Origin of the sequence: Gemmobacter sp., from assembly GCF_016792925.1 — a bacterium.
In the GTDB taxonomy this organism is placed as follows: domain Bacteria; phylum Pseudomonadota; class Alphaproteobacteria; order Rhodobacterales; family Rhodobacteraceae; genus Gemmobacter.
The window spans coordinates 20041-33616 of record NZ_JAEULU010000201.1; the positions used below are offsets into that span (position 1 = coordinate 20041).

10 protein-coding genes are annotated in these 13576 nt (G+C 66.6%); 3 read left to right on the forward strand and 7 right to left on the reverse strand.

What is annotated here, in order from left to right; genetic code table 11:
- Positions 1 to 64: 64 nt before the first annotated feature.
- Together JNN06_RS09590 and aroA are read right to left on the reverse strand one after the other, a co-directional pair.
- Positions 65 to 658, reverse strand: coding sequence for a d(CMP) kinase (locus JNN06_RS09590; protein ID WP_291239367.1), 594 nt, complete (start codon positions 656 to 658; stop codon positions 65 to 67).
- Between the two features lie 195 nt (positions 659 to 853).
- Positions 854 to 2200 carry a 3-phosphoshikimate 1-carboxyvinyltransferase gene (aroA, locus tag JNN06_RS09595; RefSeq protein ID WP_291239368.1) on the reverse strand — a complete coding sequence of 449 codons (1347 nt, stop codon included), beginning with the start codon at positions 2198 to 2200 and terminating at the stop codon, positions 854 to 856.
- Between the two features lie 152 nt (positions 2201 to 2352).
- Here aroA and JNN06_RS09600 point away from each other — a divergent pair, with 152 nt between their 5' ends.
- On the forward strand, positions 2353 to 2640 hold the full coding sequence (locus JNN06_RS09600; protein ID WP_291239369.1) for a hypothetical protein: 288 nt from the start codon (positions 2353 to 2355) through the stop codon (positions 2638 to 2640).
- Positions 2641 to 2709: 69 nt separating this feature from the next.
- Here the strand turns inward: JNN06_RS09600 and JNN06_RS09605 are convergent, their stop codons facing one another.
- The 4 genes from JNN06_RS09605 to JNN06_RS09620 all read right to left on the reverse strand — a co-directional run bounded on the left by JNN06_RS09605 (position 2710) and on the right by JNN06_RS09620 (position 9209).
- Positions 2710 to 4497 carry an MFS transporter gene (locus JNN06_RS09605; protein WP_291239370.1) on the reverse strand — a complete coding sequence of 596 codons (1788 nt, stop codon included), beginning with the start codon at positions 4495 to 4497 and terminating at the stop codon, positions 2710 to 2712.
- Positions 4498 to 4610: 113 nt separating this feature from the next.
- Positions 4611 to 5288: an adenylate kinase gene (locus tag JNN06_RS09610; protein ID WP_291239371.1), complete on the reverse strand. Its 678-nt coding sequence runs from the start codon at positions 5286 to 5288 to the stop codon at positions 4611 to 4613.
- A gap of 4 nt (positions 5289 to 5292) precedes the next feature.
- On the reverse strand, positions 5293 to 7260 hold the full coding sequence (acs, locus tag JNN06_RS09615) for an acetate--CoA ligase (protein WP_291239372.1): 1968 nt from the start codon (positions 7258 to 7260) through the stop codon (positions 5293 to 5295).
- A gap of 296 nt (positions 7261 to 7556) precedes the next feature.
- Positions 7557 to 9209 (reverse strand): SulP family inorganic anion transporter, encoded by a 1653-nt coding sequence (locus JNN06_RS09620; protein WP_291239373.1) that lies wholly within the window; start codon positions 9207 to 9209, stop codon positions 7557 to 7559.
- Between the two features lie 67 nt (positions 9210 to 9276).
- On the opposite strand from JNN06_RS09620, the gene JNN06_RS09625 reads away from it, so the two are divergent.
- Positions 9277 to 9777 carry a pyridoxamine 5-phosphate oxidase gene (locus JNN06_RS09625; protein WP_291239374.1) on the forward strand — a complete coding sequence of 167 codons (501 nt, stop codon included), beginning with the start codon at positions 9277 to 9279 and terminating at the stop codon, positions 9775 to 9777.
- A 251-nt stretch (positions 9778 to 10028) separates the two neighbouring features.
- Here the strand turns inward: JNN06_RS09625 and JNN06_RS09630 are convergent, their stop codons facing one another.
- Complete coding sequence (locus JNN06_RS09630) at positions 10029 to 12314, reverse strand: right-handed parallel beta-helix repeat-containing protein (RefSeq protein ID WP_291239375.1); 2286 nt, start codon at positions 12312 to 12314, stop codon at positions 10029 to 10031.
- 257 nt (positions 12315 to 12571) lie between these two features.
- On the opposite strand from JNN06_RS09630, the gene JNN06_RS09635 reads away from it, so the two are divergent.
- Positions 12572 to 13459, forward strand: a complete 888-nt coding sequence (locus JNN06_RS09635; RefSeq protein ID WP_291239376.1) for a CHAD domain-containing protein — start codon at positions 12572 to 12574, stop codon at positions 13457 to 13459.
- The last annotated feature ends 117 nt before the right edge of the window (positions 13460 to 13576 follow it).

Below are 13576 nucleotides of genomic sequence, written 5' to 3' on the forward strand. Positions count from 1 at the left end.
GCCCCCATCATGGCAGGTTTGCTAGGCGCGGGAAAGCCTTTGGGCAGCAATTGGGGCGCAGAGTTCACGCCTTGCGTGCAGCCTCGACCCTGGCGATGGCGGCGGCGATGGCGGCCTCGATGCTCAGATCGCTGGTGTCGATCTCAAAGGCGTCGGGCGCAGGGCGCAAGGGGGCGTCGGCGCGGCCCATGTCGCGGGCGTCACGCTCCTGCACCTCGGCCAGCACGCGGGCGGCGTCGCCCCCCACTTCCAGCCAGCGGCGATGCGCCCGCACCTCGGCGCTGGCGGTGACATAGAGCTTCACCTCGGCCTCGGGGCAGATCACGGTGCCGATGTCGCGCCCGTCCAGCACCGCGCCGCCGGGCTGGCGGGCGAAGCGGCGCTGGAAGGCCAAGAGGGCGGCGCGCACTTCGGGAATGACGGCAACGCGGCTGGCCGCTTGCCCGGCCTCCAGACTGCGCAGATCATCACGCGCCAGATCCTCGGGCGTAAGGCCTTGCGCCGCCGCCACCGGATCGCCGCCCTTCACCCCCACCGCGCGATAAAGCGCGCCGGTATCAAGATGGGCAAAACCGAACCGCGCCGCCACGGCGCGGCTGATCGTGCCCTTACCGGCAGCGGCGGGGCCGTCAATGGCGACGGTGAAGGCTTGGGTCATGGTGCACTCCGGTTTCTGGCGGCGTAGGGGGCGCTCGCGCCCCCTCTGGCCTTCGGCCATTCACCCCCGAGGATATTTAGGAACAGAAAATAAAGGAGAGCCGCGCATTTTCTCATTTTCTGTTAAAAAATATCCTGGGGGGGAGGCCCGATCGGGCCGTGGGGGGCGCGCGCGCCCCCCGGCGACGGTAGGGGATCAGCCCCGTTCGAGGGTCGCGCCGAGCGTCTGCATCAGCCCTTCAAAGATCGGGAAGGAGGTGAGGATGGGAGAGGCGTCATCGACCGAGACGGGCTTTTGGGCCGCCAGGCCCGCGCCGAGAAAGCTCCTGGCGATGCGGTGGTCGAGATGGGTGGCCGCCGTGGCGCCGCCGGGCATGCCGCCCGCGCCCATGCCGTAGACGATGAGGGTGTCCTCGTCCTCCTCGATGCGCACGCCGCAGGCCTCCAGCCCCCGGGCCATGGCGTCGATGCGGTCGCTTTCCTTCACGCGCAACTCCTTCACCCCCTTCATCACGGTCTTGCCGCTGGCGAAGGCGGCGACGACCGAGAGGATCGGGTATTCGTCGATCATCGAGGGCGCGCGTTCGGGGGGGACTTCGATGCCCTGCATCTGGTCCGAGAAGCGGACGCGGAGGTCGGCCACCGGCTCGCCGCCTTCCTCACGCGGGTTCTGGAAGTCGATCCGGGCGCCCATTTCCACGAGGGTGATGTAAAGGCCGTTGCGGGTGAGGTTCTGGCTGACGCCGGGCACCAGAATGTCGGAGCCTTCAACGATCAGCGCGGCGCAGACCGGGAAGGCAGCGGAGGAGGGATCGCGCGGGACGGCCACGCTTTGCGGGCGCAGTTCGGGGCGGCCTTTGAGGGTGATGATATGGCCCTCAGTGCCTTTCTCGACGTGGAGTTCGGCGCCGAAGCCCAGCAGCATGCGTTCCGAATGGTCGCGCGTGGGTTCGCGTTCGATCACCACGGTTTCGCCGGGCGCGTTGAGCCCTGCCAGCAGCACGGCGGATTTCACCTGCGCCGAGGCCACCGGCAGCGCATAGCGCACCGGCACCGGGTTTGCGGCGCCCACCACGGTCATCGGCAGGCGGCCGCCCTGACGGCCATAGGCCCGGGTGCCGAACAGCGAGAGCGGGTCGGTCACCCGGCCCATCGGGCGTTTGCGCAGGCTCGCGTCGCCGGTGAAGGTGGCGGTCATGGCGGTGGTGGCCATGGTGCCCATGATCAGGCGCACGCCGGTGCCGGAATTGCCGCAGTCGATCACGTCGGCCGGTTCACGGAAGCCGCCGACGCCGACGCCATGCACCGACCAGTCGCCCAGACCGTGCCGCGTCACCTCGGCCCCGAAGGCGCGCATGGCCTTGGCGGTATCCAGCACGTCCTGGCCTTCCAGCAGGCCGGTGATCTTGGTTTCCCCCACCGCCATGGCGCCGAAGATCAGCGCGCGGTGGCTGATCGACTTGTCGCCCGGCACTGCCGCCGTGCCCGAAAGCGGGCCGGATTTGCGGGCGGTCATCGGTTGCGCTTCACCATGGCCGGACATGCGATCCCTCTTGCGTTAAGGCTGTGATTTTCTGCTGTGGTTTCGGCATCAGGCGTTAGCGCAAGCGGGCGGTTTGGTCCAGCCCCGAGAGGCGGGTTCGGCTGGACCGGCCCGCCGGGCCGGGGTAGAATCGGGCAACAGAGGAGGCACCCATGTTCACCGAAATCCTGCAAAGCCAGCTGAGCGACATTTTCCGCGCCGGTCTGGTCTTTGGCCTGATCTATACGATGCTGCGCACGCGGGCGACCACGGGCACGCTGATCCCGCTGGCGGCGGGGGTGGTGTTCATTGCGGCGGTGCTGCCGATGACCACCTCGGCCGGGACGGGGGTGCCGCTGCCCTGGGCCATCGGGGTGGGGTTGGTGTCGAATTGCATCCTGCTGGCCATTGGCCTTGGGCTTTGGACGCTGGCGCAGCGCTTCATGGCGGCGCGGGGCTGAGAAAGCGGCGGCATCAAACAGAACGGGCCGGGGTCTCCCCCGGCCCGTCTGCGTTTCAAGCCTCGCGGATCACTCCGAGAAGATGTCTTTCTTGTGGGTGTCGCCCGGCACGAAGATCGCACCGATCACCACGGTCATGGCGGCGATGACGATCGCATACCACAGGCCGGAGTAGATATTGCCGGACTGGGCCGAGATCGCGAAGGCGGTCGCGGGCAGCAGGCCACCGAACCAGCCGTTGCCGATGTGATAGGGCAGCGACATGCCGGAATAGCGGATCCGGGTCGGGTAAAGTTCCACCAGCATCGCCGCCATCGGGCCGTAAACCATGGTCACCAGCACGATCAGATAGGTCAGGATCGCGACGATGGAGAAGTTTTGGGCGTTGAAGATGTCGAAGAAGTGGTTGGCCTTGGCGGCGGTGGCGTTGTCCTTGGCGACCAGCGGGTAGCCGCCGGCGGTCAGGGCTTCGGTGATGGCTTTCTCGAAGGCGGCCTTGGCGGCTTTCGCCTCGTCGCCTTTCAGGGTGTTGCCATCATAGGCGGGCACCACGACCTCACCCACTTTCACGCTGGCGACGGTGCCTGCGGGCGCATCCACGGTGGTCGAGTTCACCGAGGATTTCGACAGGAAGGCCTTCACGATGTCGCAGCTGTTGTTGAACTTGGCGGTGCCGACCGGGTTGAACTGGAACGAGCAGTTGGCGGGATCGGCGGTCACCACGACCGGGGTATTGGTCTGGGCGTTATACATGGCCGGGTTGGCCACTTTGGTCAGCATCGGGAAGACGGTGGTATAGGTGATCACCGCCAGGGCGCAGCCCGCCAGAATGATCCACTTGCGGCCGATCTTGTCCGACAGCGAGCCGAAGAACAGGAAGCCCGCGGTGCCGAGGATCAGCGACCAGGCCACAAAGACGTTGGCCGAGAACTGGTCGATCTTCACGACGTTTTGCAGGAAGAACAGGGCGTAGAACTGGCCCGAATACCACACCACGGCTTGACCGGCGGTCAGACCCAGCAGGGCGATCAGCGCGATCTTGCCGTTTTTCCAGTTGCCGAAGGCTTCGCGCAGCGGGGCTTTCGATTGCGAACCCTCTTCCTTCATCTTTTTGAAGGCGGGGGATTCGTTCATCTGCACGCGGATATAGAGCGAGATCAGCAAGAGGAAGATCGAGCCGAGGAACGGGATGCGCCAGCCCCAGGCCTTGAAGGGCTCCAGCATGACCGGCTCGCCCTTGGCATCGAGCAGGGGCGTGCCGTCGAGGTTGAACTGCGCCACGGTGTCATAATTGCCGTTCACATAGGAGGTGACGAGCAGGATGACGACCAGCGAGAGCAGCAGGCCGATGGTGGCCGTGGTCTGGATATAGGCGGTGAAATAGCCGCGCTGGCCCTGCGGGGCGTGTTCGGCCACATAGACGGCGGCGCCGCCATATTCCCCGCCAAGGGCGAGGCCTTGCAGCATGCGCAGCACGATCAGGATGATCGGCGCGGCGATGCCCCAGCTTTGATAGCCCGGCAGCAGACCCACGATGAAGGTCGAGATGCCCATGATCAGGATGGTGGCCAGGAAGGTGTATTTCCGGCCGATCAGGTCACCGAGCGCACCGAAGACCAGCGCGCCAAAGGGACGCACGAGGAAGCCCGCCGCGAAGGCCAGCAGCGCGAAGACGTTGCGGGTGGATTCCGGGAAGGCGGTGAAGAACTGCGCGCCGATGATGGTGGCGAGCGAGCCGTAAAGGTAGAAGTCATACCATTCGAAGATGGTGCCGGCGGACGAGGCCATGATGACCTTCCGTTCCTCTGCCGTCATCGGACGCGAGCGGGCGCCTGCGTCGGGTGTCGTGTAAGCCATGTGGCCTCCTCCTGTTCAGCCCGGCTTGACGCCGGTGCATTTTTGGCCCGCTGTCGCGGACCGCTCCCTTACCTGCCGCACCCGGGCCTCCATTCCCGGATACGGCCTGCTTTTCAGCCTGACACGCGGGAGACGATGCCAGCCAGACCGGCGCGGATGTCGGCAATCGCCCCCATCGCGTCGATCCGTTCCAGCACGCCCTGTTCTGCGTAATAGGCGATCAAAGGCGCCGTCTGGGCGTGATAGGCCTTCAGCCGCTCGCGCACCGTTTCGGCATTGTCGTCGGCGCGGCGCTTGAAGGCCGTGCCGCCGCATTTGTCGCAAGTGCCTGCCACGGCAGGCTTCTTGAATTCGTCGTGATACCCTTCGCCACAGGCGCAGGTGTAGCGGCCCGACACGCGGCCCACCATCGCCTCGTCATCGACCTCGAGGCTGATGGCGGCGGTGACGGCGAGGCCCGCTTGCGCCAGCAGCCCGTCCAGTGCGGCGGCCTGACCGGCGGTGCGGGGGAAGCCATCCAGGATGACGCCGCGCGCCACATCGGGCTGCGCCATGCGGTCCTTGAGGATGGCCAGCACGATCTCGTCAGAGACCAGCTGCCCGGCCTCCATCACCGCCTTGGCGCGGATGCCCGCCTCGGTGCCCTGGGCCACGGCGGCGCGCAGCAGGTCGCCGGTGGACAGTTGCACCAGCCCGAAATCCTCTTCGAGCATGCGGGCCTGCGTGCCCTTCCCGGCGCCCGGAGGCCCGAGAAGGATCAGAACGGCGGCTTTGGTCAGGGTCTCCGTCATCAGCTCAGCCCTTGTTGGCGCGGTTGGCGATCAGGTCATCGACCACCGAAGGATCGGCCAGCGTCGAGGTGTCGCCGAGCGCGCCAAAGTCATTCTCGGCGATCTTGCGCAGGATGCGGCGCATGATCTTGCCCGAGCGGGTTTTCGGCAGGCCGGGCGCCCATTGGATGACATCGGGCGAGGCGATCGGGCCGATCTCGGTGCGGACCCATTTCACCAGATCCTTGCGCAGCTCCTCGGAGGGCTGCTGATCGTTCATCAGGGTGACATAGGCGTAGATGCCCTGCCCCTTGATGTCATGCGGATAGCCCACCACGGCGGCCTCGGCCACGGCAGCATGGGCCACCAGCGCGCTTTCAACCTCGGCGGTGCCCATGCGGTGCCCGGAGACGTTGATCACGTCATCGACGCGGCCGGTGATCCAGAGATAGCCGTCCTTGTCGCGGCGGCAGCCGTCGCCGGTGAAGTAATAGCCGCGATATTGGGCGAAATAGGCCTCCTGGAAGCGGTCATGATCGCCCCAGAGCGTGCGCATCTGGCCCGGCCAGCTGTCGGAGATGCACAGCACGCCCTCGGCCTCGACCTCATCCTGCCGCTTGGCGGTGCCTGCATCCAGCACGACGGGCTTGACGCCGAAGAAGGGAAGCGTGGCCGAGCCGGGCTTGGTGGGGGTGGCATAGGGCAAGGGCGTGATCATGTGGCCGCCGGTTTCGGTCTGCCAGAAGGTATCGACGATGGGGCATTTGCCCTTGCCGACATGTTTGTCATACCAGACCCAGGCCTCTGGGTTGATGGGTTCACCCACCGAGCCGAGGATGCGCAGCTTCGAGAGGTCGTGTTTCTCGACCCATTCCGGCCCCTGCCCCATCAGCGAGCGGATGGCGGTCGGCGCGGTGTAGAACTGGGTCACGCCATGCTTGGCGCAGACCTCCCAGAAGCGGCCCGCATCAGGGAAGGTCGGCACGCCTTCAAACATGATGGTGGTGGCGCCATTGGCCAGCGGGCCATAGATGATATAGCTGTGGCCGGTGACCCAACCCACATCCGCCGTACACCAGAACACATCGCCGTCCTGATAATCGAAGGTGTATTGGTGGGTCATCGCGGCGTAGACGAGGTAACCGCCGGTGGTATGCACCACGCCCTTCGGTTTGCCGGTGGAGCCGGAGGTGTAAAGGATGAACAGCGGATCCTCCGCCCCCATCGGGCGCGGCGGGCATTCGGGGCTGACCATATCCATCATCAGCTTCACATCGACATCACGGCCCTGAATCCAGGTGGTCTGGTCGCCGGTATGCTTGACCACCAGGCAGCGCACCTTGTCGGAGCAATGCAAGAGCGCGGCATCGGTGTTCGATTTCAGCGGCGTGCGCTTGCTGCCGCGCGGGGCGGTGTCGGCGGTGATCACGATCTTGGCGCCGCAATCATTGATGCGGTTGGCCAGCGCATCGGGGCTGAAGCCTGCAAAGACGATGGAATGGATGGCGCCGATCCGGGCACAGGCCAGCATGGCATAGGCGGCCTCGGGGATCATCGGCAGATAGATCACCACGCGGTCGCCGCGCATGACACCCTGCGAGAGCAGGACGTTCGCCATGCGGTTCACCTTCTCGGACAGCTCCTTGTAGGTGATGTGCTGGGCGGGGGTCGCCGGATCATCCGGCTCAAAGATGATCGCGGTTTGCAGCGCGCGGTCTTTCAGGTGGCGGTCGATGCAGTTCACCGAGGCATTCAGCACGCCATCCTCGAACCATTTGATCGAGACCTTGCCAAAGGTGAAATCGGTGTTCTTCACGCGGGTATAGGGCTTGATCCAGTCCAGCCGCTGACCCTCGCGGCCCCAGAAGGCATCCGGGTCATTGACCGACTCGGAATACATGGCGCGATACTTGGCGGTATCGGCATGGGCCTTGTCATATCCGGTGGGCACGTCGCGGACGGTCGGCGCCAGTTCGGCGGGCTGCTGGGTCATCGTCTCTTCCCTCGTCATATCCGTGACCCGGCCCGAAAACGGGCGCAGGTCTCCTTCCCTGACAGGAATGTAAACTATTTTGCCATGTTCGCGTAAGCCCTTTTTTTCATTCATTTTTCCTGTAAATTCTTTAACTGCAAAGGCGCGAAATTTGTAAATCGTGAAAAGTTTGTGTTCAGATTGACAAGTGTTTTCAACAGCCTGCGCCGATCACGGCGGCGTGAGGGCGGCGGGGGCGCCGATGGTAGCGCAAACGGGCCAAAGCAGGCCCGCAGCGATGCCGCAGCGCAGCGGAATCAGCGCGGCGGCAGGGCGGCCTCTGCCGCCGCGAGGTCGGCAAAGGCGCGCAGGCGCGGCGCGGACAGGCCCGCCTTGCGCAGGGCGGCGGCCACCTCGGGGCGCGCGCCGGCGCACCACAGCGCCCCGCCCCGCCGCGCCAGGGCCTGCGCCAGCAGATCAAGACTGTGGGCGCCGGAGCTATCGATCAGCGGCACGGCGGAAAGATCGACGATCACCACGCGCGGATGGGCGCCGATCTGATCCAAGGCCGCACCCAGCTGCGCCGCCGCGCCAAAGAACAGCGGGCCGGACAGGTGATAGATCAGGCGATCCTCGCGCGGCGGATAGTCCTGTTCCGTCGCATGAGGCGCGACTTCGGCGGCGTCTGACATGCGCTTGACGAAGACGAGGCCCGCGAGGGCAAAGCCCACCACGATGCCCTCGGTCAGGTCGCGGAAGATCACCAGCGCGAAGGTGGCGGCCATGACGGCGGCATCGGCGCGGCTCATGCGGATCAGGGCGGCGATCTCGTGCCGCTCGATCATGTTCCAGGCCACGGTCGCCAGCACCCCGGCCAGCGCCGCCAGCGGGATATGCGCGGCGAGCGGTGCCGCCACGAGCAGCGCGAGGGCCAGGAAGACCGCGTGCAGCATGCCCGAAACCGGCCCCCGCGCGCCGGCCCGCACATTGGTGGCGGTGCGGGCGATGGTGCCGGTGACGCAAAAGCCGCCAAACAGCCCGGCGCCGATATTGGCAAGGCCCTGGGCCACCAGCTCGGCATCGGGGCGGTGGCGGCGGCCGCTCATGCCATCGGCCACCACGGCGGACAGCAGCGATTCAATCGCGCCGAGCAGGGTGAAGCTGAGCGCCCAGGGCAAGGCGGCGGTGAGGGCGGGCAGATCCATGGGCGGCAGAGCGGGGGCTGGAAGGCTGCGCGGCAGGGCGCCGAAGGTGCTGCCGATGGTCTCGACCGGCAGGCCGACGGCGGCCAGCGCGGCCATCAGCGCCACCGCGATCAGCATGCCGGGCCAGCGCGGGGCGATGCGGCGCAGGCCGAGGATCAGCGCGATGGTGCCCAGGCTGACCGCCAGCGCCGCGCCCGAAAGGGTGGCGCGCGCGGCCCAGAGACTGTGCAGGCGGGGCAACAGGGCGGCGGGCTCTTGGGCCAGGGAGAGGCCCAGCAAATCCTTGATCTGGCTGGCAAAGATGATGACGGCAATGCCCGCGGTAAAGCCCAGCACCACCGGATAGGGGATGTAGCGGATATAGGTGCCCAGCCGCAGCAAGCCCAGCGCAACCAGCAGAACACCCGACAGGATGGTGGCGAGGATCAGGCCCGGCAAGCCGATCTGGGCCACGCATCCCGCGACCAGCACGATGAAGGCCCCGGCAGGCCCGCCGATCTGAAAGCGCGACCCGCCCAGCGCCGAGACCAGAAACCCGCCGACAATGGCGGTGTAAAGCCCGCGCTCTGGCCCGAGACCGCTGGCAATCGCAATCGCCGTCGACAGCGGCAGCGCCACGATGGCAACGGTGAGGCCCGCCATGGCATCAGCGCGCAGTTCGGCGGGGCCATAGCCCTCGCGCAGCACGGTGGCCAGCTTGGGCGTGAGGCGACCGCCGCCTGCGGCAAAGGCGCCGGGCGGGGTGGGGAGGCTTGTCTTGGCCATGATGCGCCTGTAGCGATGGGATGGCGCCAGCAGACGCCCGCGCGCCCGGCCTGTCAAGTGAGGCATGATGACCAGACCCGATCCCGTGCAGCCCGCCGACCCGGAAGCCCGCGTGCTGGCCCAGCGCCTGCTGCACACGGCGCGCCATGCCGCGCTGGCCTGGACCGACCCGGAGACCGGCACGCCGGGGATCAGCCGCATCGCTTTTGGCCTGTGCCCCGAGGGGCGGCCACTGACGCTGGTTTCCGGCCTCGCCCCGCATCGGGCTGCCTTGCAAGCGCAGCCAGCGGCGGCGGTGATGCTGGGCGAGCCGGGGGAGAAGGGCGACCCGCTGACCCATCCGCGCCTGATGCTGCGGGTGCTGGCGGAGGAGGTCGCGCGGTCAGCGCCGGCCCACGCCGCGATCCGCGCGCATTGGCTGGAGACCCACCCGAAAGCCACGCTTTACGTCGATTTCCCCGATTTCGCCTTTGTCCGGCTGGAGGTGCAATCCGCGCTGCTGAATGGCGGCTTTGCACGGGCCTTCCGGCTGGAGCCGGGGGATTTGCGCGACGTTACAGGCGCCTGAATTCCGGCACAGCCGCGCAAGCCGAGCCGCCCAGCCGTCTACACGCCGTATGCCTCGGGCTGTGCCCGGCCAGCGGCCCAGCCAACCGTCGATCCCTCCGGCGAATGGAGCCGGAAAGGCTACGCGCGCTGGCGGGCGCCACAGGGGGAATCCGCCCCCCGCAAGCGCGAAAGCGCCCCATGCAGAAAAGGCGCCTCTACACGAGACGCCTTTCCGCCCTTGCGGGATGCTCCCCCGGTGACCTGACGCGGTTACTGCGGCAGGTCGGACCGCAAGGTCACCACGGCGGCCCCCTTCACCGCCTGCGGCCATTTCAGCTCGACCATCTTGTCACCGCTGCCGGTTTTGGGGATGGCATAGGGCGCCGCAAAGACCACCGCATTGCCATTGTCGCGCAGCGCGCCCTCGGGCAGCACCGACACGGCGGTGAGCGCCTTGCCGCCAAAGGGCAGCAGGTCCGAGGCATCCACCGTCCAGGTGGCGGCATTGGTGTTCTGCGTATGGGTGACCGTGACCGGGTTCATGCAGCTTTGGCTGACCCCGTGGAAGGTATTGTCGGAAAACACCACATTGCGCGCCTTGTCATGATCGAGGCCCGCCTGGGTGGTATCGACCTTCTCCACCCGGTCCACCGCGCCATTCACCGCGCGGAACACATTGCCCGTCACGGAAATCCCGTTCAGGAAATGCCCCGGCCCGCGCGGCCGCACCACCAGCCAGCGGAACGACGGCGCCACGTTGATGCACATGAAGTGGTTCGAGGTTAGCGACAGCCCGCCAAAGGAGAACCCGCCCGAAAAGCCCGGCTCGGGGTCATGTTCGTTCGACAGCTCGACCCAGCAATTGTCGATGTAATTGTCCGACACGATCGAGCGCGCATTGGTATTGGTGAACACGATCCCGGCGGCGCGCAAGCCGTTGGTCTCGTCATCGCCCTGGAAGAAGTGGTTGCCGATCACCATGTTGCCGCCTCCCGCCAGAACGGCGAAATGGGCAAAGCGCACCACACGGTTGTCGCGCAGCTTGGCATCATTGCCATTGGCATTCAGCGCAATGGTGGTGCGGTTTTGCGCGGCGATGGCTTGCTCGTTCGACAGGAACTGGCACTGGTCGACGATCATGCCCGCACAGCCGAGACCGACCGAGGTGATGCCGCGATCCTTCGGCCCGGTGAACACGCAATCCGCAACCCGGAAGGTCAACCCGTTCAGCGCCAGCATGATGCCGCTGGCCCGCCCGGCGCAGTTGAAGTCGATGTCGGTGATCTCGAACCGCGCCAGATTGTCGAAGCCCGAGAAATCCAGCAGGTATTTGTAGCGGGTGAAGGTATAGGTGCGGGTGCCCGCCCCGCCCCAAAGCGGCTTGTTCAGCGTGACGGTGCCTGCGCCCACATTCTTCGAGGTGACATAGACCTCGCGCCCCACCCCGGTGCCGGAGACCCGCGCGCCCACCGGAATATTCGCCACATTCGCCACGGCGGTCAGCTGGCTGGGGTTGCTGACGGTATAGGTGGCCGCCGAGGTGACGGTGCTGCTGTCCCATGCGGTGCTGGTGGCGGCGCCGATCTGGCCATTGGTCAGCACCCGGCGCGAGGTCAGGCTGGTGATGCCCGCCAGCGCCGCCACATCCAGCGGCTCGGTCAGGTCGACCTTGCGGCCCGACAGGTCGAAGACCACATGGTCGGTGAAGTAGAACAGGGTTTGCAGGCCCCGCTTGAACCCCTCCACCTCGCCACCAAAGGCGGCGGCATAGGTGTTCAGGTCATAGTTGCGGGTGCAGGTCAGCCGCACATTCGCGGGCATCGACAGCGTGCCCTCGAACCGGACGGCATTGTTGAAGGTGAAGTTGGAGTTCAGCCGGTACGTGCCGGTGGAGACCAGCACCGTCTTGCCATTGGCCGCCGCATCCGCCGCCAGGAACGCGTTGTAATCATTGGTGGAGCCATTGCCGACGGCGCCATAGTCGCGCACATCCACCACATCCAGCATCTTGCGGTGGAAGACCTCGGTGATGTCCTCGATGATGAAATCGTCGATCCGCACCACGCCGCCATTCGCGCCGGTCAGATCGAGGCCGAAATGGCCATAGACCGGCTCGGTGCCCCAGACCATATCCACACCCTGCCGGTTGCCCGAGCCGATGATGGCCTGCACCGTCACCACGGCGCCATAGCTGGTGAGCGTGACCGACGGCCCGGTGGAGGGCACCGTGACCTGCGTGCCATTGGCCCGCGCGGCATAGGCGGCAATGCGCACCGCCGGCATATTGCCTGCCACCACCTTCACCCGCGCCGTGACGCGCAGGTAAAGCCCCGGCTCGATGGGCGTCTGCCCCTTGTAGCGCAGGCGCTGCGTCGTCTCGGTTTTCTGGATTTCAAGGCAGCTGCCGAAATCCTGATCCGAGGGCACCAGCGCCGCATCCGCCGCCCCCTGATAGCTGGCCGACCCCGGCGTGCCATCTTCGCGCGACCATTGCGCCAGCCCCGCCGAGAACGGCGGCGGCATCAGCACCAGACCATCGGTAATCGCCTTGTTCATTGTCTCACACCCTCGCCTTTTGCCCTGATCGCTTCCCATGGCGGCCTTGGCCGGACCACGGGCACAGATCGCAGGCTTAGCAATCGAGGGTTAAGCCCGGCTCAGGGCGGCGCACGCTGAACGTGCCGGGGCCGCAACGGTTTGCGTCACGAAAGCGTCGCGAAACCTTCACCCCGCTGTTACAGGCAAAGTGCTATCGGCTGCATATGCGCCGGAGGCTGCGGCCTCTGGCAGCCCAAATGCCGGAGCTTTCCCCGATGCCCACCTACCGTTTCGAGCTACGCGATGCCTCGCTGTCAGAGGCGCTGCGCCGCATTGCCGGGGCCGAAACCGCCGCCATTCTGCACCTGTTGACCGATGACGCGCCCGAGGCCACCGCCATTCTGGGCCTGCGCAAGCGGTGCAAGAAAATCCGCGCGGTCTTGCGGCTGATGTCGGCGGGGCTGCCCAAGGTGCAGCCGGCCGAAAATGCGCTGCTGCGCGAGACGGCGGGCGGCTTGGCTTCGCGGCGCGAGGCGGCGGCGCGGCTGGCAACCTTTGACCAGATCGCGGCGGGCGAGACCGAACCGGCGCTGCTGACCCTGCGCGCCCATCTGGCAACCGAAGCGCTGCTGCCGGAAGCCGAACCGGGGATGGGCGACAGCCTGCGCAATACCTTTGCCGCGCTTGCCCTGCGGATCGAGAGCTGGGAGCTGCGCGGCCCTGATCGCCGCGTGCTGGTCGAGGGGTTGGCGGAAACCCGGATGCGCGCCCGCACCGCCATGCGCACCGCCCGCGATGCGCGGTCCGACGAGGCGCTGCATGACTGGCGCAAACGCGCCAAGGATCTGTGGTATCAGACCCGGCTGCTGGCCCCGGTCTGGCCCGAGGTGATGAAGCCTCTGGCGCTGGAGGCCGATATTCTGGGCAAGACGCTGGGCCATCATCACGATCTGGCCGATCTGGCCGCCCATCTGGCCGGGCTGGAAGAAGACGTGCTGCGCGCCCCTTTGCGCGAAACCCTGATGGCCCGCATTCTTGAGGCGCAAACCGCGCTGGAAACCCGCGCCTTTCCGCTGGGCGCGCGCCTGCTGGCGGGCGACCCGGAGGAAGTGGCGGAGCAATGGGTGAAATGGTGGAAGATCTGGCGCGCGCAGGTCGGCTGACGAGAAACAGAAAGGGGGCGCTCGCGCCCCCTGGGGGGCGGGGGGCCCAGCACCCCCACAGGCTAACTTGGGCCAAAAGAGAAGGCCCCCGGGGGGCGGGGATAGTGGGACCAAAAA

Excerpts from the sequence above, each read along its gene's own strand:
- JNN06_RS09635 (WP_291239376.1), top strand. The coding sequence starts at position 12,572 with ATGCCCACCTACCGTTTCGAGCTACGCGATGCCTCGCTGTCAGAGGCG.
- JNN06_RS09605 (WP_291239370.1), bottom strand. The coding sequence starts at position 4,497 with ATGGCTTACACGACACCCGACGCAGGCGCCCGCTCGCGTCCGATGACG.
- JNN06_RS09625 (WP_291239374.1), top strand. The coding sequence starts at position 9,277 with ATGACCAGACCCGATCCCGTGCAGCCCGCCGACCCGGAAGCCCGCGTG.
- JNN06_RS09610 (WP_291239371.1), bottom strand. The coding sequence starts at position 5,288 with ATGACGGAGACCCTGACCAAAGCCGCCGTTCTGATCCTTCTCGGGCCT.
- JNN06_RS09620 (WP_291239373.1), bottom strand. The coding sequence starts at position 9,209 with ATGGCCAAGACAAGCCTCCCCACCCCGCCCGGCGCCTTTGCCGCAGGC.
- JNN06_RS09600 (WP_291239369.1), top strand. The coding sequence starts at position 2,353 with ATGTTCACCGAAATCCTGCAAAGCCAGCTGAGCGACATTTTCCGCGCC.
- JNN06_RS09630 (WP_291239375.1), bottom strand. The coding sequence starts at position 12,314 with ATGAACAAGGCGATTACCGATGGTCTGGTGCTGATGCCGCCGCCGTTC.
- acs (WP_291239372.1), bottom strand. The coding sequence starts at position 7,260 with ATGACCCAGCAGCCCGCCGAACTGGCGCCGACCGTCCGCGACGTGCCC.
- aroA (WP_291239368.1), bottom strand. The coding sequence starts at position 2,200 with ATGTCCGGCCATGGTGAAGCGCAACCGATGACCGCCCGCAAATCCGGC.
- JNN06_RS09590 (WP_291239367.1), bottom strand. The coding sequence starts at position 658 with ATGACCCAAGCCTTCACCGTCGCCATTGACGGCCCCGCCGCTGCCGGT.